At 59.9% G+C, this 23,771-nt stretch carries 4 protein-coding genes (1 of these 4 cut by a window edge); 3 read left to right on the forward strand and 1 reads right to left on the reverse strand.

Annotation, left to right across the window (positions count from 1 at the left end; translation table 11 throughout):
• A protein-coding gene (locus tag NZK35_RS20125; RefSeq protein WP_259634319.1) for a CARDB domain-containing protein crosses the window boundary here: on the reverse strand, positions 1-20,245 show its 5' portion. Its footprint begins 21,698 nt before the window's first position; 20,245 of the gene's 41,943 nt are visible here — the first part of the coding sequence; the start codon lies at positions 20,243-20,245; the stop codon falls past the left edge of the window.
• Positions 20,246-20,929: 684 nt separating this feature from the next.
• On the opposite strand from NZK35_RS20125, the gene NZK35_RS20130 reads away from it, so the two are divergent.
• The 3 genes from NZK35_RS20130 (at position 20,930) to NZK35_RS20140 (ending at position 23,695) form a co-directional block, all read left to right on the forward strand.
• Positions 20,930-21,727, forward strand: a complete 798-nt coding sequence (locus NZK35_RS20130) for a hypothetical protein (RefSeq protein ID WP_259634320.1) — start codon at positions 20,930-20,932, stop codon at positions 21,725-21,727.
• Between the two features lie 172 nt (positions 21,728-21,899).
• A complete protein-coding gene (locus tag NZK35_RS20135) occupies positions 21,900-22,571 on the forward strand; it encodes a hypothetical protein (RefSeq protein WP_259634321.1) in 672 nt (223 codons plus the stop codon).
• A gap of 89 nt (positions 22,572-22,660) precedes the next feature.
• On the forward strand, positions 22,661-23,695 hold the full coding sequence (locus NZK35_RS20140; RefSeq protein WP_259634322.1) for a DUF1593 domain-containing protein: 1,035 nt from the start codon (positions 22,661-22,663) through the stop codon (positions 23,693-23,695).
• Positions 23,696-23,771: the final 76 nt, after the last annotated feature.

Consider the following 23,771-nt stretch of genomic DNA (forward strand, 5'->3'; position numbering starts at 1 on the left):
CCAACGCGACCGGCACACCGTCGAGCGTCAGCGCCAGCGAATCGATTGGCGCGAAACCATCAGCGATCACGTCCACACGCACGGTTTGTCCGGGCAATGCGGGGAAGCTGGGTGTGGTGACGATGCGGACATCGGGCAACTGCGGCGTCGCGACCGAATCGATCACGATCGTATGCTTGGTTTCGGCCAGACCGTCACTGGCACGGGCGTCGATGACCGTGCGTCCGAGTTGTCCGGGGTTCGGCACCCAAGTGATTCGTCCGGTGGCCGGATCGAGTTGCGCGCCGGTGGGCAATCCGTATGCCGAGAAGGTCAACGTGTCATCGAGATCGGGATCGGTTCCGGCGATCGTGAAATCGAGCAAGTTGCCCACCACGACCTGATGATGGCGACTTTCAATGACCGGCGCGCGATTGACGTTTTCGACCACGATCGGAACGGTGATCGAATCCGATGCGGATTCGGAATCGGTCAACGTAAAGGTGACGTGGTACGTTCCCGCTTGGTCGTACCGCGGTTGCCATCGAAACACACCGGTGCTGGCATCAAAGAGTGCACCATCGGGAACATCGCTCGCGGTTAACTGAAGTGATCCGCCGTCAAAGTCCGCGCCAGTGACTTGGAACTGTGCAAAGACTCCTTCCCGGGCGTATTGGGCGGCGGGGAAAGCCAGTCGCGGGGCGCGATTGACAGCGCCGACGGTGATCGCAAACGGTTTCGTGTCCGAACCTGATCCGTCGGTGGCGACGACCTGGATCGAATACGAACCGGCGTCGTTGAACGTCGGCGACCATTCCAATCGCCCCATTGCGGGATCCAGCGTCGCGCCGGCGGGCATGTCGTTGGCATAGAATCGGATGGCATCGTTGTCCGGATCCGTCGCGGAGAAGTCGACCGACAGCGTCGCGCCTTCGTCGACGTTCGCTCCGGCGGGAACGGTTAGGGTGGGCGCGGTGTTGGTATCGCGAACCGTGATCACGAAGGACTGCGATGAGGTGAGCGACCGCGTGAGATCCCCGTTGCCTTCATCGGTCACCGTGACGGTGACGTCGTAGATTCCCAAATCGGCGGCCGTCGGGTCCCAATTCAATAGCGATTCACCGTAACGGGCCCCATCGACCAGACGAGCGTCAACCGGCAGCCCGGTCATCGCATACGTGAGCGGTTCCTGATCCAGATCGCTCGACTGCAACGGCAGACGCAACAATTCGCCCGGCAAAACCACCAACGAGGAAACCGGTGCCAGAACCGGCGGGTCGTTCACCGATTCCACGGTGACGACGAAGTCATATTGCACGGTTTCGATTCGACCGCGTCCGTGTCCGTTTCCGTCGTCGCTGGCGATCAACGAAAGCGTGTAGTTGCCCCGGTCGCCCGTTCCCGGTGCGAAGTGGAACGATCCGGTCCCGTTGCCGTTGTCGGTAAAGGAAACGAATTCGGGCAGCGGCAATCCCGGCAATCCGTTGGCGGCTTCGAGCGTGATGTTGTCACCATCGGGATCGACCACCGAGACCGGGATGTCGACCATGCCACCTCGGCTGAGCGTCAGATTGCTGATCGGATCGACGATCGGTCGTTGATTGATGTCACGGACGGAGATCGGAACGCGTGATGAAATCGTGATCGGATCACTGACGCCGTCGCCGTCATCGGTCGCTTCGAACAAGACGCTGTAGTCCCCGGACTGGTCGTAGCGCGGCGTCCAGCTGAGTGTCGCCGTCTCGCTGTCAAACGTCGCTCCGTCGGGCAGTCCGGTGACGCGGTAGGCGATCGGCGAAACGAGCCCCGGCGGGTCGAGTGTGCCGTCTCCCAAACGAACCGGTAGTTCAAAATCGGGGTGATCAGGATCGAAGGCGAACGACGTAATGACCAGCGTCTGGCCTTCTTCGACCGACCAACCTTGCATCGAGTCGAAACTGGGCGCGCCGTTGGCATTGATCACCGTCACGTCGATTTGGCCGTCGACCGATCGACCACCCGCCGTCACGGTCACGGGAATCGAAAGCGCCGGTGGAACATCGAATCCGACGGTCCATCGGAGTGTTCCGTCGCGCGCGTCCAACGTGGCGCCGCTCGGCAGGTCGGCACTGGTAAACAGCAACCGGTCCCCGTCGGGATCCGATGCACCGATGCGATAGGTCCATTGGTCGCCCTGACGCAAGGTGAATTCTGGAATCGGGTCCAGGACCGGCGGGCGATCGGCCTGGCCGACCAACAAGTCAAACGCATGCCGCGTGACGTTGACCCCATCGGTCGCGACCAACGTGACGTCTCTGTAGATGCCTGCGGCGTTTTCGCCCGGTGTCCACCAAAGCGTCTTGGACGTCGGATCGAAGAATGCACCCGGCGGCAGGTTGTCGGCCCAGATCTCGACCGAATCGTTTTCGCGATCGTCGATCTCCACGATGACTTGCAGGGTCTCGTTCTCGATCATCCGAGCGTCAGCCGGCGGCTGGACGAATTCCGGTGCCCGGTTCCCACCGGTGACACGAACCGTCCATGTTTGGGATGTGAATCCGCCGCGTGAATCGAATGCATACAACACGACATCGTTCTGCTCGGCGACACCGACCGTCGGTGTCCAGGCGACGAGTCCCGTCTCCGGATCCACTGTCATGCCGTCGGGACCGCGTTGCAGCAGGTAGGCGACCGCGACGCCGTCCGGGTCGACCGCATCGGCGTCGTAGGAATAGGCTTGGTCGACGGTCGCGAATGTCACCGGATCGGTTTCGAAATCGGGCCGCAAATTCGGCGACGCGGTGGCCAGGAATCCGGGAACGAAATCGGCAGCGACATTCTTCGGTGAGAGCAACCGAATCGTCTTGGCCGTCGTCGATTCCCCGGGACGCAGGCGAACGCCGTCGGGGACGTTGGCGGTCAAGTCAAACAGCCAGCGACCATCGGGACCCGGGATCGCCGGTTGACCGGGAACTGCGCCGCCGGCGGAAACGTCTCCGCCGGCCGGATCGAGAACCAGACCCATCGGCAACAACAAGTCATAGTCACCGGTGTTGCGGATTTCGACCTCGTACGTCAACGCCTGGGTCTGACGATCGAAGCGGGTTCCGGTCAGGGTGATGTCGACGTTCGCGGAAAACTCGCTGACCGTGGTGAAGTGGACTTCGTAACCCGCCGGCAGCGTGAACCCGCCCACACTTTCGATTCCTTTGCCGATGTACAGCGTGTGCTGCCCGGCAGAGAATCCTTGCACGAACAGATAGGCCGTTTGTGAAGCCTCGTGGTAGCGGACCTCGGTGATGACCGGTTGTTGGTCCTCGGGCAGGGCCGCATCGCCGCGGATGGCGTAGTTACCCGGATTGAGAACCGACTCGATCTCCGTGCCCAGCCCCGTGAACATCTCTTCGCTGAACGTCACACTGACCAGTCCCAGCGGCAGTGCGACGACGGTTTGTTCGGCCGGATTGGTCGCGACGACTTCGGGGATCGCGATCGGGCTGATCACATCGACTTGTTCGGACTGACTGATCAGAACGCGTCCGTCGCTGGTCGTCGCGACGACGTCGCCACGGGTGCCGCCGGTCGCGACTGCGACCCGACGCAGCGTCGCCACGTCGACCATCGTCAACTCGCTGTTTTCGCCCGTGGCGACCGATTGGCCGAAACCGGTGTTCCCCGTGTTGTGGGAAACGAACATCAACCCTTCCAGTGACGTTTCGGATTGTCCGAAGGCGATCGAATCGATCGGGGTTTCAAAGGAGAGTACCGTTTCGGCGCGTCCGAGAGAATTGAACCGCACCACCGCGTCTCGCTCCGGCCACTGCACGCCATAAAGTGTTCCGTCAGCGGCGAACGCGAGACTGCCGACCCGCAAGTCCAAGTCACGACTGAGTCGTTTGAAGGTGCCGGTGTCGGGATCGAATCGTTCGACACCATAGCGGGAACCGACGATCACGTCGCCGCTGGCCGGATCGATGGCCAGACCCATCGTCAAACCTTCGCCGTGTTCAGCCAGGATGCTGCCGTCGATCGGATCGAGTTGCAACAGCGGACCGCCGCCCGTGGTCGCCCACAGTCGGCCGTCGTCATCAAACGCGAGGTTAAAGATCGGATGATCCAGTTCCGCCCATGTGCCTTCGGCCGTCCCACCGTTGGCATCAAACAGGTACAACTGGTTTCTGGCCGTGCCGCCGCTGATCAAAATGTCTCCGTCGGGCGTTTCGGTGATCGCCATCGGTCCGATGCCGCTGGTTGCGACGCCGGTGGCGGTGATGTCGAAACCGTCGGCGAATCGTTTGGCGGTAAACGGTTGCAAGACCGTGTCAAAAATCGCCGGGTTGGTGGTCGATCCGGTCGAGGGGACCAGGTTTTCGGCTGCGGCGAACAACGGATTGGTCGACGGCTCGGTGGTCGGCGGCGTCGGCTGTCCGAAATTCGGGCGCGTCGTGGCGTCGACCGTCGGCAAGGCCCCGAGGGAATGGGTGCTGCCGTCATCATCCGCTGTGGCGCCCGCCGGCGGGGTTTCGCGGTTTCCGGCCAGGTCCGTCGCCAACGCCAAAAACTCATACGTGTGCCCGACGCGACCGATGAAAACTTCTTCGCCGACCGCTTGGCCGACTTGGCGTTGCCAGATTTTGTAGTCGCCGCCGTCTTCGGCGACGTACAACGTGACGTGTTTGAATCCACTTCCACCCGCATCGTCGGCGACATTCCAGGCGACGACGAAATCGTTTTGATCGTTCAGCGGCGTGACGGTCACATTGCTTGCGGGCGCTTGTGCATCGATGGCGTACGTCAGATCGTCGGCATCCTCCGGTGGAGCGTTGTCCAACAAGACGCGGGCTTTGGCGGTCAACGATTGTCCCGTTTCGGCGTCATCGGAAAGCTCGATGCTGTAGGAAACGAAACCCGCCCCTCGGCCCTGCGCGTTGTTCGGCGGCAGCAATCCCCCATCGGTATTGGTGCGAACTTCACCGGTCAGCGGATCGATGGCCTGAATCAACCAGGTCGCGGCGTTGGATTTGACATCGATCCCTCCGCTGACGCGAACGTTAAAACCGAGCGTTTCGGCGAATTCAAAGTCGCCTTGATAAAGGGCCCGTCCGCCCGGAACTCGGATCGTGATGTCGCCGACCTTGATGTCACCCAGCTGGAACGTTCTGGCATCCATATTCTCATCGAGCGGTACGACCACACGGACTTCGTTGGCGTCGCGAGTCGTGTTCGGATCGTTTTGGAAATTGATCGTGAACGGAAGCGGTTCGCCTGCGGGAACAAAACCTCCCGTTTCCAGCGTGAACGGACCGGTTTGCGAAACCGCCCCGACGTTGGTGCCTTGTTGGTCGTAGTATTCCTGCAAGTTCAGCGGAAAGAAAACATCTTCGTCGTTCGGCGTGATGCCGCGGATCTGGTAGTCGGCCGGGATGCCCGCACCGCGTTTGTCGAACGGAACCCATGGGACATAGACACGCATGGTTTGAAAATGCGTGTTCAGATCCAGCCCCAGATCGTAATCGTCGAACGTCGGCAGCTCGGGAACGGGGTTGGCACCGCTGAGGATTCCGAAGAACGACAGTGAGTCGCCGGTGAAATTGGCACCGGTCGTGTCGTTGGGGGCTTCGAGCGTCGGATCGTGACCGTACCAGCGGCGGACGGTGTCAAAGAAGTCACCGAATTCGCCGGAGAGAATGATTTGATCTCCGCCGGGTCCGCGCAACACACCGCCGGCCAGCGTCGCCATCAAACTGGCCAGTTCCTGGTCGCGTCGCGTCGGCGGCACGGCATCTTCGGCGCGCAGCCGTCCGCTTTCGGCCAGATAGCTCAGGTACATCGATTGCCACGCCGCTTCGTTGCCGGCCAGGTTCACCAGCGCCGCGTCGGCATCCGCGTCGTCCAAGATGCCTTGACGCAACTGATCCGCTTCGGCCAACGCATGGTCGACGAACTCATCACGCGACATCGACGTCGCCGAGGCGACGACATGGAATTGGAAGGGGATCTTGGGGATCGTCAGGAAGTCGGGGACCGCACCAAAGACTTCCCAAATGAACGACAGCCCGGGTGAAATCTGGTCCAGTGCCGAGGGACCGTCGGCAAGCAGATCGATTTCGGCGTATTGGGGAAGCGCCGCGTAGATCTTGGCTTTGAAGGATCCCCAAGCGTGATCGTGCAACTCACGCAAGCCGGGATAGGTTTGGACTTGGAACGTGAATCCCGCGAACCCGTCGGCCGGATGGTCGAACAGGTAGCCGCCGGCGGTGACGGTTCCGTCGGTGTTGACCGCCGACTCGAGTTCCGCCCAGGGCAGATCGGCCAGCGTGCCCTCTTCGGGACCGCCACGCAGATTGGACGTGAAATGGTTGTAGGGCAATCCGTAAACGAAATCATTGATGCCCATTTCCGGAATGCCGACGTTGTAGAACACGTAGGGCGCGTCGATGTTGCCCAGGTTCTGCAGCGCGACGCTGTAGGTGCCCGGATCGCCGGCGAATAGGTAACGCGGCCCGCCGATCCCGATCGTGACTTCGGGTTCGATCGTCCGTTCGACTTGGAACCGATACGGCACGACCGCGACGTCACCGCCCGGATTGATGACTTGCACGTCATACAAACCGTGCGGGGCATCTTCGAAATCAAACGTGACGATGATCTCGGACGCCGACACGTAATTCCGATTGACGGGAACGATTTCGGCGAATCCCGGTCGGACCAATTTGACGACCGCATCTTCGTGAAAGCGTGCCCCGGAGATGGTCGTGGTGACGTACTTGGAATCCCCGCCGAGATCCGTTTTGATGTTGGTGATCGCCAGCGGCAACAACTCGGCCAGAATCCGAATCGGCGACTGATCACTCTCGGTGGCAAACCCCCGCACGAGCACATAGTAAGTCCCCGCTTCGGTGGCCGGAATGATTGCCGCGGGTGTCTCCGACAGCGTGCCGCCGCTGCTGGCGTCAAAGGTTCGGACGGTCGGCGCATCGTTGTGCCGCAAGAAGATTTCGTGGGTCGAATCGTCGTCGGCAAAAACGGTCACGCGCAACGTGCGGTCGAAGGGGACCTCGACCGCATACAATCGTTGCTGTCCGGTTCCCAGGGTCGTCGGCAGGGGGACGTCCAGCGTCAAGAACGGCGCGGTCAATTGCATCGTCGATGGCGATGCGGTGATGTTGTTGCCGTCCGCGACGTCCTCGTAGACCTGATTCAAGATATCGGCGCGGACGATGGCCCGGTACGCGCCGGGGGTCAACGAAGGCGTGATCGTTTGAAACGTTTGGGTGTAACTTTCTCCGGGTGCGAGCGTGCCGCGGAATTCCAATCGTCCCGCCGGGGCATCCCGCAAGTCCCATGTCGCGTCGCTGGAAAAGAACAGACTGTCGGACCAGCGTCCACTGGCGGTTTCGTTGCTGGTGTTGGTGACGGTCCACGAGATCGTTGCCGGCGAACCGGCTTCGACATTCACGGGAACGGTGACGTCGGTGACTTGCAAATCGGTCGGCGGCGGCAACTCAATGATCATGGGAACCGCCGTCGTACGCGAGTTATTGCGTTCGTTGGGCCCCTCGAAGACGTTTCCGCTGACGTTGTTGCGATCCGGGTCGGTGATCACGAAAACGTAATACGGCCCCAGCAAATCCGCCGGCAGCGAAACCGTTCGCGACGTCGTGTACGAAGCACCGGCGTCCAACCCGACCTTTCGTTCCAGGGATCCGAGGTAGACGTCCGTGCTGAGATCCAAGAACTCATCACGTGACAGGTAGATCAGATCGAACCAGTTCTCTTGGCCGGCGACGGTGTCTCCGCCGAGATTGCTGACGGTGAAATCGACATGGATCTCTTGCCCCCGGTCGGCACGAAGCGGCGCGGTGATCGCCGTGACCTGCAAGTCCGGCAGCGGCGCCAACGTGATCGGCAGATCGCGGATGGCGATGTTGTTGCCCTCCAATTGGTATTCTTTGACATTGGCCCGCGCCGATTCACGCGATGCTTCGGAAGCCAGATCCCAGGGGGCGAGTGTGCCGGGTGTTTCGAACTCGATCCCGATCAATTCAAACCCGATATTGCTCGGTCGCCGCGCGCGATCTTGCCGGGCGGCCGAGTCGGTGAACAACAGCAAACTGAAATCACCTTCGATCCCATCGGGAAGACGGGCCTGGATCGTGCCGGTGTACGTTTCACCGGGCTTCAACGTTCCGGTACGAAATCGCGAACCGATTTCGTGATCAAAATTATCCAGCGAGGCGTCGTGCGAAAGGAACAGCCGATCGAACCACGACCCGACGCGTGTTTCTCGATTGCCAACATTTTCGACCGTGTACGAAATCTGAATGGTCTCGCCGGACGTCGCCCCCGCGGGGACCTGGAAATCCGTGATCGTCAGATCGGCTTCTTTGTAGATGATGGGAAAATCGGCGCGGGCCAGGTTGTCGCTGGGGTCTTCAAAGGCCCAACGATCAAAGTGACCGAGCCAGGTGGCGTTGTCTCCTTCATTGGCGGGATACCAATCCGTTTCCAGCAACCGCGCCTGGTAGGGAAAGTACAACGGCGACCTGTCATTGTGGGCGTCCAAATGCACCCACAGCGAATAATCGTCTCCGGTGCCTTCGGGCAACGTGGTGGTAAACGCGATCGTGTAGCGGTCGCCCGGGTTGATGATCGATGTGGGAGCGTAAATCGTCGTGCCCAGGAAGGACGCCCGACGGCGAACAAACTCGTCATCCGCCGACAGCCAAATAAAATCTTTCCAGTAGCGCGTGCCGCCCCAGACCGGATGGGTGCCGATATTTTCGACCGTGTAGGTGAACGTGACCTGTTCGCCGGAGAACACGTTGTCGGGAATGTCGAACTCCACGACCTTCAGGTTCGCCGGGTAGCTGCGGATGTCCGAATCGACTGCGGTCGCGTTGTTGGTTTCGTCGACTTCGTCAACCGGATGGTACTTTTCCGGCGGTGGGATCTGCGGGAAGAACCCGGACAGGTCGATCGAGGGTTCCGGCGGCACGTCGTCGTCGGTGATCACCACGATGTACTGACCGGTCGCCGAGGGGGACAGCGCGATGTCCATCGAATCGGTGTAAGACGCTCCTTTCGCCAACGGCAGGTCGCGTTTCTTTTCGCCGAGCAACAGCGTCGTCGCGTGAACACTCTTGGGATCGGGCAGATCGCTCAAGTAAATGCGATCGATCCATCCGCCGGGTTCTGCGTCGGCCAGCCCCAAGTTGTCGACGGTCCAGGTCACGGTGATCGTGTCGCCGCCCGAACCCGTCGGCGGAGCGATCACTTCCGAGACGACCAGATCGGGTTGCGATCCCAACACGTCGATCGCGCGAGCTTTGTAGTTGTTGTTGTCAAAGTTGTTCGGGTCATCGGGGTTGGTGTTCGACGCCAACGTGTCTTCGGGGATCACATCGAACGGGTCAACCCAAGGCGTGATGTACCAGGTTCCCGACTCCAATTCTCTCGGAATACGGACGGTGGCTTCCGTTTCATATCCGGCAAACCGGTCCAACGCGCCCTGGTGCGTCAGCGTCGTTAGAAAGAAGTCGCCTTGACCGGGGTGGGGACGATTTTTGTCACGTGTCAGCCAAACACTTTCCGACCAGGTGTCGCCGTGGGTCGCTCCGCTGCCGAGGTTCGTGACGGTGTAGCGGATCGGGATCGTGCTTCCGGCGACGACTTGGCTGGGCGCGACGACATCGCTGACGACCAGATCCGCCAGCGGTTCGGGCTCGATGTAAATCGACTTGTAGGTCAAATTGTTATTGTTGTTGGGCCACTCCTCGACGCGGTCTTGTGCGTCAGTCACGGCGATCACGTAGACGTCTCCGCGATAGCGAATCGGCACGACGACGCTTCCCGCTTCGGTGCTGTAACGCTCGCCGGCCAGCAGCGCGGCGCTATTGGGCAGTTCGCCGATCAAGATGTCCGCGTGATCGACCGTCGTATCCAACGACAGGTACACGCGATCGACCCACTGGGTGCTGCCCGTGCCCACGCCGCCTTGGTTGACAACGACGAATTCGGGTGACAGCGTGGCGCCGGCTTGCAAGCGGTCCGGGATCGTAATCGATTCGACTTGCAGGTCCGGCCGCGGAAGCACGTTGACGACGATCTCGCGGGACGTCGTGTTGTTGTCGCCGCCGGCACCTTCGTAAAGCGCGTCGTTGAAATTCGTCTTGACGAACAGATTAAAAGTCCCCGTCGTCTGCGTGGGAATCCGAACCCGTTCGCTGCGGTGGTAGGTTTGACCGGCGGGCAGCGGATCGATGAAGGGGAACTGGCCGAGCTGGATCACGTCGGCGTCGGGGTTGCCGGCCTGTTGCAGGTAAACGCGGTCCACCCAGCCGCCGGACGCCTCGTTGAGTCCGATGTTTTCCACCGTCCATTGGATGTCGACCAGTGTCCCCTCTTGCGCTTCGGTCGGTGCGGTGACCGAAGCGACGATCAAATCCGGCGGCGGCAGCAATGTGATCGGAAACGCCGCACTGGCGGTGAAGTTGTTGTCGTCGTAGAGGAATTCGAAGGGGGCGTTACGGCGGGCCGCATGCACGACCAGATAATGGTCACCGGAAAGACCGTCGGGGATCCGCAGGTTGCCGGTGCGGGCGTACGTCGCGTCGGGAGCGATTTGGCCGAAGTGTTGGAAATCGGTTTCGGTTCCGTCGATCAATCCTGTCGCGTCGGGCGTCGTCGAGAGGTACACGCGATCGTACCAGTCGCCACGGCTGGTGACGCCGATCCCCGCGTTGCGTACCGTCCACGTCAAACTGGCGATCTCGCCGGCGTTGACCGGCAGCGGCACATCGATTGAATCAACAACCAAGTCGGCATAGGGTGCCGGCATGATGTCGATTTCGCCGAGCCGGGCGACATCGTTGTTCGCCTCCAAGTCGTTTTCGAACACCTGGTCGCCGTAGTCGCTGCGGACGAACAGGGTAAACCGTCCGTTGCTGGCGATCGGCAGTCGGAACGTTTCGCTGCGCGTGTAGGAAGCGTTTTGATCGAGTCCGCCGGTGTGGTCAAACGTGGCGACCACCAGATCGTCGGCGTCGCCGACGGTCGCATTTTCACTCAGCACGATCGCGTCGGTCCACTGGTCGACGAAGCCGCGACCGACACCGCGGTTGGTGACGGTCCAACCGACCGTGATGTCCGCCGGGTCACCGATCGTCAGCGCCGGCGCCGTGACGCCACTGACGGCCAAATCCGCATAGGGCGATAGCGTCAGCTCGATCAGTTTCGCGGCGACGTTGTTGTTTTCCCCCGCCGAAAGTTCACCGAGTTGGCCGGCGGTGTCGGTGACGAGCAACAGAAACTTGCTGCCCTGCAGATCGACCGGCAATCGAATCGTCCGCGATTCCGATCGTGTTTGCCCGGCATCCAGCGGCGAGGAAATGATGAACTCATCGACCAGACGATCGTCGCCGGAAAGCGTTTGATTGTCCGAAAGGTAGACCCGTTGTTGCCAGGTTTCGGCGGTGGCGGTTCCCGAATTCAAAAAGTCCCAGGTCACATCGACTTGTTGTCCCGAATTGCCCGTCGCCGGCGCGTCGAAGTTGCGGATTTCAACATCGGGGTGCGTCATCGTGGTGACGCCGCCGTAAAGCGAATTGTTGGTTTCGTACGGTCCTTCGAAGACGCGGTTGCTGTAGTCGCTGACGATCTGAATTCGATAGTCGCCGTCGGCCAGATCCGGCAATTGGGTCGTCATCATGGACACGTAACTTTGGCCCGGGCTCAGCGGACCGGACTGCAAGACCGTTCCGACCAGGTAGCGAGCCGCGGGATTGACGACCGATTCGAGATAAACCCGGTCGTACCAGTGCGTCGCGGTCGGCTCGTCGCCCTGATTGGTGACTTCCCAGCTAAACACCTTGGATTGTCGCGGTTGTCCGACCGTTGGTCCGCTGATGGAGGTCGGTAGCAGATCGACGAGCGGTGGAAAGCTCAGATCGAGGGCGGCTGAAGCATAAACATTGTTTTCGTCCGATTCGCTGATCCAATCGAACGAGTCGATCGATGCGAGCAGGTAGTACGTCCCGGCCGTCAGATTGTCGTCGAGCGGCAACGTCAACGTCAGGTCCAACGGATAGCTCTCGCCGACGGCCAGCGGATCATCGCGAGACACGCTTTCCAGCAGCACATCATTGCCGTCCAGCGTCAAGTCCGTGGACAAGTAAACGCGATCTCGCCACGATCTGCCTCCCGCAACCGAAGCACCGGAATTGATGACCTCGAAGCTGAGCGGGATGTCGCCGCCGAATGAATAACTGGTCTCCGGCGTGGTCAGGTTGCCGCCGACCAGTTCCAGGTCGGGCAGTGCCCAATCGAAGGTTCCGGTGAATTGATCCTCGATCGGTTCGCCGTTGACCTGGTCTTCGTCCTGATTCATCACGTTGCCGACGAAGTCCAACACGTCGGGACCGATGGTGATGCTGTATTGGCCGTCGACGTATTGGGAGAAGTCTGGTCGCAAGAGGAACAGGTTGTCGGTTTCGGCGAACGGTTCGATAAAGTCGATATTGATCGGCACGGCGCCCGGACCGATCAGGCTGACATCGTCGACGAAGAACGAATCCGGGTCGATCGGTTCGTCGAATTCGATGATCAGGAAGGGGCCGTCGGGATACACGGCGCTGTCGGACGGCGTGATGCTGGTGATCGCTGCACCGCTGGAGAACCCCGTGATGAATTCCAAACTGGTCGGTGACAACTCGGGCGCGAGCAATTGGCTGCCGAAATCGAGTCCTTCGTAGGTCGGCGTGCCGAACTTTCCGTCAAACGTCATCACCAGATAGCTGTCGCCTTCGGCCGGTTGGTAACCGCCTCCTTGGACCGTGCGGATGGTGCCGAACAAATCGACGAACCCGGTGACCTCCAGCACGTCGTGCTGGAAAATCGGTGACAGCCCGGTGATGTCAAACTCCAGATCGCCGAGCGTGTCGAGCACGAGATTGCCGTCGATCGTCAACTTTCCCGCCGGAGCGAGCAACCCGTCCACGATCAAGTCGCCCGCGACAACACCGTTGCCCGTCAACACGGATCCGGGCTCAAGCGTGAATTGCCCGCCCACCACACTGTTGCTGCTGGTCGTCACGTAGACACCGCTCAGGTTGGTCAGCGATGCGGAATTAGAGCTCCCTAAATCAACGCTGCCGCCGTAGCGTGAATGGATCCTCGAGTACCGCGCATCACCGGACAGGCTGCCGGCCGAGGGATCGGTGAATGACTGGAGTGCAGAGAGATCGATCGAACTACCGATCCCCTCACTGAGCAATTCGACGCGTCGTCGTCGTTGGTCCCCTTGGCTGGTTTCCGTGATCGTTTGGGTACCGGAAAGATCGATCGTCCCGCCGGAAAGCGATTCCAACAACAGAAGTGCGTCGTAATGGTTTCCACCCGTGATTTGGGTCACGTTCTGTAGATCGATGACGCTTCCATAGCCTTCGGCACGCAAAACTTGCGTTTGGCTCGAACCGGTGGTTACATGGGTGATCGACGTGACCGCGGGTAACGCGAGGGTCGCTCCATCAATCACGACCAAGTTCGCGCCGTCGATGTTGCTCAACTGCGGCAAAGCGACGTGACCTCCGCCGGTGAGAGTGACCTCGCCGCGTTGGAGCGTGGTCAATAAGGGCGCGACGACTTGGTAGCCGTGGATACGCAGAGCGGTTCCGGGCGCGTCGGTCAGCGCGTTCAATTCGATCATTCCGGCACCAATCGGTTCAATCACGCTGTCCCGTGCCGATTCGAGTGCAGGTGCGGGAAACGTCCCGAGCTCATCTACATAGACGCGAACGCCACGAATCGTCGACAAGGCCCCGGCGTCGACTTCTCCGCCACGTGTGGCGGTCAGGGTGGAATAGACTTTGTCACCCGAATACGGCACCGGCGGTTGGCCGACATCGGTGAACGTCGTGAGCATCGAGACATCAATTCGACTGGCGCGGCCGTCGGCGATGAAGTGAACCGCCCGACGACGGGTGTCACCCGATGACGGGTCCGTGACCGTTGCCAATTTTGGCAGTTCAATCGACCCGCCTTCTTGGGCTTCGAATCGAAGCGTCGCTTCGTAATGCGTCCCGCCGGTGATCTCGGTCAGATTCGGCAACGAGATTCGGCTGCCATCGCCCGATGCGATGAACTGTCGAGCTTGATAGTAGCCCGTCGAATCGTGCGAGTAGGCGGTGACCAATGGGAACTCAACTTCGATTCCCGAAGACACCGTCACGCCGGATCCGTCAAGATTGGTCAACGAGGCGAGGTTGGCGCTCCCATCGGCAGACAGGTTGATCGTTCCCTGCGTAAACTCGGTGATGTTGGGTGCGTCGATGGTCGCATCGTTGGCGACGAATGACGTGTAACTGGCCGTCAGCAGATTGGGGAAACGGACCGTGTTCCCCTTTGCCACGACTTCTGAACCGGACAGGGTGGTGACTCCACCGAATGTCCAATCGCGACGCTCATCGGGTTCGATTCGAACCCCGATCAACGTCTGCAGAGAATCCAGACGAATCTCGCCGCCGCGACCGAAAACCAATTGTGATCGCTGACCGTCTCCGCTGGACGATCCGTTGCTGTCTTGGAATTGCGACAGCGAACGCAGGTCGATCAAACTACCCCGATCCCGAGCCACGACGTGGATGGCTCTGTGCCGTGTGTCGCCGGAGAGTCCGTCGACGATCTCGGTAACACCGCGTAGATCAATCCGGCCGCCCGCGTGCGATTCGATCGTCAAGTCATTGTCGTAGAAGGTTCCCCCGGTGATTTTTGTCAGTCCGCTCAAATCGATCGATGAACCGGCACCACGGGTCGTCCACGATCGGTCTTCATAGTTGCCGGTGGAAATGAAATCGTATTCGGTGACACCGGAAAGATCGAGCGAACCGCCGTCAATGACGGACAGTGAAACGCCGTCGATCTTGGTGAAATGGCTCCAATCGATCGCCAATCCGCCCCGCAGATTGATCGCACCGCGATTGAGTTCCGTGAGAGCACTCAGGTCGGCCGTCGCCTGATTGAGCGTGATCGTCGTATTGGCCGCGGTGGTGAGCCCGCTGAAATCGTAATCGCCGAAACTCAAATTCAAGGACGCATGATTTACCGATTGGATGTTCGCCGTTTGCATCTCGCCACGGCCGTCGAGTGAAATTTCCACACCACTGAGTGACGCGAGCGCCGGCGCATGAATCGTTCCCCAATCGTAGACGACCAATTGTGAACGTTCGTCCGAGTTGGCATCGGAGAAACTTGCCAGGGCGTTCAAACGGATTTCGCTGCCGACCCCCGAAGCGACGATTCGCACGCGGCGAACCCGGGTATCGCCGGCCCCATCGTTGATCTGGGTGACCGCGGACAGATCGATCGTGCTTCCGGCCGTCGCGGAAATCGTCAGATCCGTGTCATAGTGCCCGCCCCCGGCGATAGCCGTCAAACCGGTCAGCGAAATCAAACTCTGTGGACCGTCGGTCGTCCATGTTCGGTCTTGGTAGTTTGCGGTCGAGGCGTGATCGTACGTGGTGACCAACGGCAGACTGATCGACGAACCGTCGCCGGCAAACAAAGAGGTTCCATCGATGTTGGTCAACAATGGCGCCGAAATCGCGGCGAGATGGTGCAGCGTGATCGACCCGCGGGTGAACGACGTCAGCGATGAAAAATCGACCGTTGAACCCGTCGCGGTCAGACGGACCGACGTGGCGGTCGCCACCGCACTCAAATCCAACGTCGATGTCCAGGGCTCGACATCGACCCGGTCGAGCGACGTGACGTTTTGTAACGTGACCCGACTCTGAGCTTCACGGACGACCCGCACGCCGGCAAGCGTTTGCAGCGACGGGGTATTGATCGTTCCACGATTTCGCGCCTCGATCGAGGAGTACTCCCCGTCGAATTCCGATGAGCGATCGTTGATCGAGGTCAACAGCGGTGCGTCGATCAAACTGCCGTGACCGTTGGCGACCAAATTGATTCTTCGCAGCCGCGCGTCTCCGGAATTCGGGTCCTCGATCGCCACCAAGGCCGGCATTTCGATTTGCCCACCACCGAACACGTCGATGCCCAGACGTGCCTGGTAGTGAGTTCCCCCGGTAATCGTCTGCAACGCATCAAAGACGATCCGGCTGCCGGCGTCTTCGACGAACCAACGCCGCGTTTGGTAGTTCGCCGTCGATCCATGGGAGTATTGAGTCAGGGTCGGAAAATGCAACGCAGCGCCTCCGACGACTGTCAAACTGGCGCCGTCCAGGTTCACCGTTCCGTCGGCGGTAAGAATCGCATCCGGCCCCGAAGCGGCCAAGGTCGCACCATTGTTGACGACCAGCGATCCCGAAAGCAGCGAAGCGTCATGGATCGTCAGCGACCCGCCGGTGAGTTGCAGATTCCCCGCACCATTGATGCTGCGGACCGCTTGGCCGCCGGCGGTGATCGTGACCGTCACCGCCGCGTTATCCAAAATGACATCGTCATCGGCGTCGGGGACTTGACCGGTACTCCAGTTCGCCGCCGTCGTCCAATCGCCGTCGCCACCGATCCAGGACACCGGTGCGGCCTGTGCCGACAAAGACTCGGCCGGTGCCATCGGAAGTTCGGCCTGCACGACGATGTCGTTGTTTTCAATGACCGGTGCCGCCGCAATGATCGGTTGCTCGGCGGTCGCAATCGGACTGTTTGCGACATCGCCGTTCACATCGGCGTTGACCAACGTCACGATGGAAGGCGCAAAGATTCTGCCGTCGGACGTTTCGGTGAGAAACGAACGCACGTCCCCGTTGACGTCGATCAAGTTCACCAGCGAATCGAATGCGATCTCCGAACCGCTGCCCGTCGCGGTGAACCCAAACCGTCGTGTTCGCGTGTCGCCGTCGGGACGATCGACGATTTGTTCGACGCCGCTCAGATCGAGCGATCCGCCGTTGCTGACGGTGACATTGAGTCGGTTCTGGTAGGCGCTGCCGCCACGAATCCATTTCACCCCAGACAGATCGAGCTTGCTTCCCGATCCGCTGATTTCCCACGTCGTCTGTTCATAGTTCGAGGACAGGGCCAGATCATAAGAGCCGATGCTCGGCAAAGCGACCACTGTGCCACCGAAAACACGGAACGCCGTCCCATCAATCTCAGTCACCGCCGGCATCTGGATCGTCGCGCCGGCGTCGGTTGTTAACGTATTGAACACGAACCGCGTGATGCCGGGCAAAGAAGCGTTCGTATTGTGGAGTGACAATTCGGTCCGGCTGATCGACTGCAGCGACGTGAAATCACTCGGCATCGAATGAATCGTCACCGCGCTGTGCTCCAGTCGAACAAGGTTCGCCGCGGCCAGATCACCGGCTGCGTCCAGCGTCGTGGTGACACCATGCAGGTCCGTCAGGAGAGGAACCGTCAGCATGCCGCCGGCGGTCGCATCGATTCTCGACCTCTGGTCGGTGTTTCGATCAATGATCGAGGTCAATGAACTGAAATCGATATGGCTGTTCTCGCCTTCAGCCGTCACTTGAAAAGACCGCAGGCGGGTGTCGCCGCCCCTGGGGTCGACCAGTTGCGTGACCGAAGACAGATCGAGTACGCCTCCGCCGGTGGCCCGGATGGTCATGTCGGCGTCGTAGTGACTGCCGCCTAAAACGCTCTTCAGGTTCGGCAGTTCGAGTCGGCTGTCGACTCCATCGACGTGCCAGGTTCGATCGACGTAATTGCCCGTTGACGCATGTTGATACTGGGTCACACCGGGCAGCGAAACGGTGACTCCGCCGCTGACACTCAGGTCGGTACCGTCGAGATTGGTCAACAGCGGCGCCGTGAACGTCGCTCCCGCGGTCGCTGAAATCGCACCTTCACGAACGCTGGTCAGCAGCGGCACGCTCAGGTCGACTCCGGTCAGTGCAAATTCCGTCCCGTCGGCGATTGTCAGTTGGTTCAGCGTCACACTGCTGCCGCTGAGCGACAACCGCGAGTGGGACAACACTTCGAATTGCGAAAGCGGCATCGTCCCCGTGCTGTCATTGATGAAGTGCACGCCATGTGCATCGGTCAGATTCCCGATCTGAAGACTGCCCCCCGTGGCGGCTTGAAAGACCGAACGTTGATCGGTATTGAGATCGACGACCTGTCGCAGCGAGGCAAGGTTGATCAACGAGTTAGCTTGGGTCGACTTGAATTCAAATGCCCCCCTGCGGTTGTCCCCGGGAATGTCTTGAACCGAGACCAGCGACGGCAGATCCAAAACCCCGCCGTCATTCGCGGTAAAGTAGTGTCGCGTTTCATAACCCGGCGATCCGGTGATCGTGGTGACGTTTGGCAATTCGATTCGGCTGTCAGCGCCGGAGACGGTCCAAGTGCGGGAGTGATAATTTGAGGTATCGCTGTCTCGCACGGCGGTGACCGAAGGCATCGACAAAACGGCGCCGCCGGAAACATTGAAATCGGCCTGATCGATGTACTTCAATGCACTGACGTCGAGCGTCGCTCCCTCGCGAAGAATCAAGTCGCCGCCTTGGATCCCGATCAGGCTGGACAGATCCACTGACGCCGAGCCGATGTCGAATGTGACGCCGTCGGCACGGGTCAAATTCGGAAATACTCGGTCGACATCGCGGATCGTGACAATGCTCTGAAAGATCCCGCGGAACTGATCGGAGGTGATCGAACCGGACGTGTCAAAATTCAAGCGGGCACCACGAATGAACTGCAAATTCGGAGCGACGATATCGGCGCCTGCGGTCGCTTCGATCAACGAGTTGTTGGAGGCATTTGCGTCCAGGCTGTAGTCCGCAAACGAGCCCAGCTGCGTCAAATCAATTTGGCTGCCTGCCCCATCGGCGTCGATGACGATTCTTCGCAATCGTGAATCACCGCCGGTCGGTTCGGCGATCGCGGTGACCGACGATAGATCGAGCGCCGCACCGTCGAACGCCTCTAAGTAGAACTGGGCATCGTAATGTGAGCCGCTTTCGATGGCGTCGAGGTTCGGAAGCGACAACGTGCTTCCGGTACCGCTGGCTCGAAAACGTTTCCGTTGATAATTGGCGTCCGACCAGAATGAATAGCGATCCACGCCGGGTAGCGTCATCGTCGCGCCGCCGGAGACGAGCAGGCTGGACCCGTCGATGTCGCTCAGTGCGTCCGGGGTGAAACTGCCGTCGCGTAGATCGATCGTCGAACGGACGGCACGCTCCAGCAGCGGCGCCGTGTGAGTGGCTCCGGAGAGCACAAGCGTCGTGCGTTCCAAGTGCCGCAACGAATCCAGCGGCGCTCCATCGGCGGACTGCAGCGTGATGCTGGCACCGATCGCCGAATCCAGTGAACCGAGCCGCAGGTCGCCGCCATCGGATTCGACGAATCGGGTCAGCCCATCGGTGTTGTAGTCTTGCACACTCACCAACGCCGACAGATCGATCTGGCTGCTAGCGCCGGTGGCGCTGAATTCGAGAACGCGACTGTACGTGTCGCCGCGACTGACATCGACGATCGATTCGAGCATCGGCATCGCGATCACACCGCCGGACCGGGCGCGAACATACGTGTCGGAATACCGCGAAGTGCCGCCCGTGACGTCGACGAGGTTGGGAAACTCGATCCGGCTTCCGCTGTCGGTGGCGGTGTAGTAACGATCCTCGTTGTACTCCGACGAAATCGGAAATCGCGTGACGCCCGGAAAGGAAATCACACCACCGGAATTGGCCGTCACGTTGACGCGATGGAGTTGCACGCCGCCATCAACCGTCAACGCTGCATCGTCACCCGTGGCGACCAGCGTCAAACCACGCTTGAGTTCCAAATTGCCGCCGACGGAGACATTCCCCAGGATCACGAACTGGCTGGCCGATCCGTCGACGGTCATGTCCGCGGCGATCGTCGCCGTCAGAACTTGACCGTCGGTCGGATTGAGCGTGCCGTCCTGGAACGTGACCTCGTTTGCGATCAGCGACCGCGTCCGCAGTTCCGCACCGTTGACTTCCAAGTGTTCGGTCGTGTCGATCGAATCGACCACCACGTTGCCGTCGATCCGCACCAGCAACTCGCTGGACGCATCGGCGATCACCGCTTGGTCGGCCGCGGTCGGCACGACGTCGCCGTCCCAGTTCAAGGGATCGTGCCAACGCTCGTTGTCACCGCCACCATCCCAGCTGACGGTGGCGAGTAAATGCCGGTCTTCCAGTTTCTCAAACGGAGACCGCATCAAGCCTTCGGAAAGCTGCTTGCGTCGCTGTCGAGCCGCCTTGATGCGACGACGATCACGAAGCTTTTCCACAACCCCGCGCTGGTCACCCAGCGAGTGTTTGTTCCGAGTCATCGGAGATGCCTACTGCTGCGGACGGCACGCGGGCAGATTCAGAGTCTCAAGGAAGGGCGTCGGCTGCGGGCCAACCACGGAGGGAACGCTTCGCTGAATGACGGATCTACCCCGACCGCCCATTTAACTATGGAGGGGGGGACATCGGCTTGATTCACGCAAGTCGCGGACCGATTGAGGACTGACGGGAGCGGCGGGATCGAATCCGTCGTGACTCGAGCCGAAACTCACCGAGCGGCCATCGTTTGGTCTGGCAAAAACGACGCAAACTCCACCGGGCATAAGCTTCTAGCCTAGTGGTACCGAACCGCAATTCAAGCATTCTTGTCTGGTAGTTCGTGGCATTCTTCTGCAATTCATCGAACCATGAAATCTCGCACAATAGATGTGTCCAAACGTGTCGTCAAAGCGTTCACACAGGGCACACCAAACGCGTCGCATCCGCCCACCTCCAAAAACATGCGGAGCACAGTTGAACCGGTATGTCACACCCGATTGACGCACCCGCCGACTCTCCTACCAAGCGTCAATAACAGAAGCTTGCGTTGGGGTGATTGCCGGTCTATTGTCAGGGATCGGCTTCGCGCGCGGAAACCATCGCGATTGCATCCATCACCGTCCATCCACTTCAACCCGTAGAGGTTCCGATCATTCGAGGCGGACGCTCGACGAATCGGATCGATTATGACTCTCCCACGGCCAATTCTTCTCAGCAAAACCCTCCGGATCGCGATCAATCGTGGCAGTTTCCTGGTCGGGTTCTTGTTGCTCAGTAGTGTTTTCGAGCAGCCAAAGTCTGACGCGGGGCTCCTTGGAGGCCTGAAGGATCTGACGAACATTGCGAGCGAGAATAAGTTCACCGTCAAGTTTGAGATTGCCGCATCCGACGCCTCCGATCCAAAAATCGTCGGATTTGATTTGGACTACGTCGAATTGGATATCGTCGGCAGCAAAGTCAATTCCACTTCGCTGGGCCCGACGTCTTCGGGCGCCACCTATTCGTATTCACGAGTAGACTTCACTCCAACCGGTAACTTCGCCAATTGGGATGAAGATGCGGTCACCCAAAACTTCGACGCCTTGTTGGACTTCGAGTCGCGAGTCGTTTTCGAGCCATTCGGAATCCCCGGAGCGAGCCCGTATCACATGGTGAACGGGTCGCCCTTTGTTTTCGGAATATTCACATTCGACTATTCAGGTCTCAATATTGGCGACGAGGTAAGGCTTGATATTCAAGGAGTACTGCCACCAGGAGAGACGGTCTACACGAACGCTGGAGTTGTAAGTAACGCGCCCAGTGGTGGAACCCAAGAAGTCAACTTTGAGTATGGAACACTCGGTGATAGCTTTGTCGTATTTACGGTGCCTTCCAGCGGTGGTAGTACCGTAATCCCCGAACCCGGAAGTGCACTGATCTTCTTGAGTTTGACCGGTTTGTCTTTGGCAACTTTGCGTCGACGCCGCACGCATTGGGATGCTTAGAATGGTGACATCGTCCGCTCGACAACGAAATCGACTAGCTGCAGTTGGGACGCTGGTTGCTCTTTCTCTTTTTTTCGTTCGGCAAGCAAGCGCAGAAGTCATCGCCCGATTCGATTTCGAAGGCAACAACTATATCTCCGAACCGTCGAACACACCGGGGTTGAACACGGGTTTGAACTTGTCCAATTCGGCGGCCGTTCTTGGGACAAACATCGGACAATTGCAGTTCTCTCCGGGACTCGATCCAACTGCCGCGCTCGGCAGTTGGGCCGATCACTACGACAACGCGCTCGGCTTTAGCACGGATGTGAACAATGATCGCAACTTCTTGACGTCCGATCAGACGATTTTCTTTCAGGTCGAGGTGCAGTCGGGGTTTTTGCTCGATCTGGAATCGCTGAGTTTTGAGACGCTCAAGACACGGGGCTCTGATGCCGCCGGCGACACCAACACCGCACGGCTGGACTACACCCTTTTCCTCAATCCGGCCGGCGATCCGGCGGTCGATGGATTGATCGGCAATACAGACTTCGTGTTCCGGAACGCCCATGACCACTTTGCCGACGGCGTGTTCGGCGCGGAGACCACCGGCCCGAGCTTTTCGACCGGGCGTCATGCGGTCGGCCCGATCGATTTGAGCACCAATCAAAACTTGACCGGGACCCAAACCATCGCGATCCGATTGTACGGCAGCGCGGGCAACGGAAACGACCAGGACTTCGGCATCGACAACCTCGTCCTCCGCGGTCAAGTCACCGCGATTCCCGAACCCGCCTGCACCGCAATGCTGCTGCTGGGCATCGCCGCATCGACCTGCCGTCGACGCCGGCCGAACGCCAGCTAACCGTCCAGACTCCGGCGTGACATCCCATCGGGCGGCTCGTTCGCCCGGGGCCTATCACCGCCCATCATCCGTCTTTCAGAGTGATTCAGTTGGTTCTGCGTTCCATCGTTTCGATTGTGCTGCTTGCCGGGTGCTTCGCCGTACCACTGCCCGCAACCTCGCCAGCAGACGATCGCCCTCGGTTGTTCGTGCTGACCGACATCGGCGGTGACCCCGACGACCAACAGTCGCTTGTTCGGTTGATGGTCTACAGCAACGAATTCCAGATCGAAGGACTCGTCGCCTCCGCATCGGGAACGCCCGGGGAACTGAACGTTGCCACGACCAGAACGGATTTGATCCGCGAAACGGTGTCGGCCTACGGAGAGGTCCGCGGCAACCTGCTCCGACACGCCCGGGGTTGGCCCGAAACCGAATCGCTGCTGAACGTCATCAGGTCCGGCAATCCGCATCGAGGCCGCCAGAACATTGGCGAAAGCCATGACACGGAGGGCTCGGCACTGCTGATCGAACGCGTCGACGCGGGAGCCGCAGATCGCCCCTTGAACATCACGATCTGGGGTGGGCAGACGGACCTGGCTCAAGCATTGTGGCGGGTTCGAAAGGATCGCGGCGCGGTGGGGCTGGCGGAATTCGTCAAGCGATTTCGCGTCTATGACATCGCCGATCAAGACGGCATCGCCGACTGGATGCAGTCCGAGTTTCCGGGGATGTACTACCTTCTTAGCAAAGCCAGGGCAGGAACGGACAAACGCAACGCGACGTTTCGGGGCATGTACCTGACCGGCGATGAATCGCTGACGTCACGAGAATGGATCGAGACGAACGTGCGCTCGACCGGTCTGCTCGGTCAGCTTTATCCCACGAAAACGTGGACCAGCCCCAACCCTCACGGTTGCATGAAGGAAGGCGATACGCCTTCCTGGTTTTTCTTTTTGCCCCGGGGTCGCAACGATCCCTCCGATCCCACGCAACCCGGCTGGGGCGGACAATTCTCTCAGGCTGCCGACGGCTGGTATCGCGATGACCGGCTGAAAACGGACCCCCGCCTTGGCGTCAGTCAATGGCGAGCCGAATTTCAAAAAGACTTCGCGCTTCGCATGTCGTGGTGCAAGGGTCCGTGAACACGCCACGGGGCGGCGAGATTCTTCTGGCAACGGCAATTGAGTCGGTGATCGCCAGTCACCGAATCGACAAACC

The sequence above is a fragment of the Stieleria sedimenti genome, from assembly GCF_025060895.1.
GTDB lineage: Bacteria > Planctomycetota > Planctomycetia > Pirellulales > Pirellulaceae > Stieleria > Stieleria sedimenti.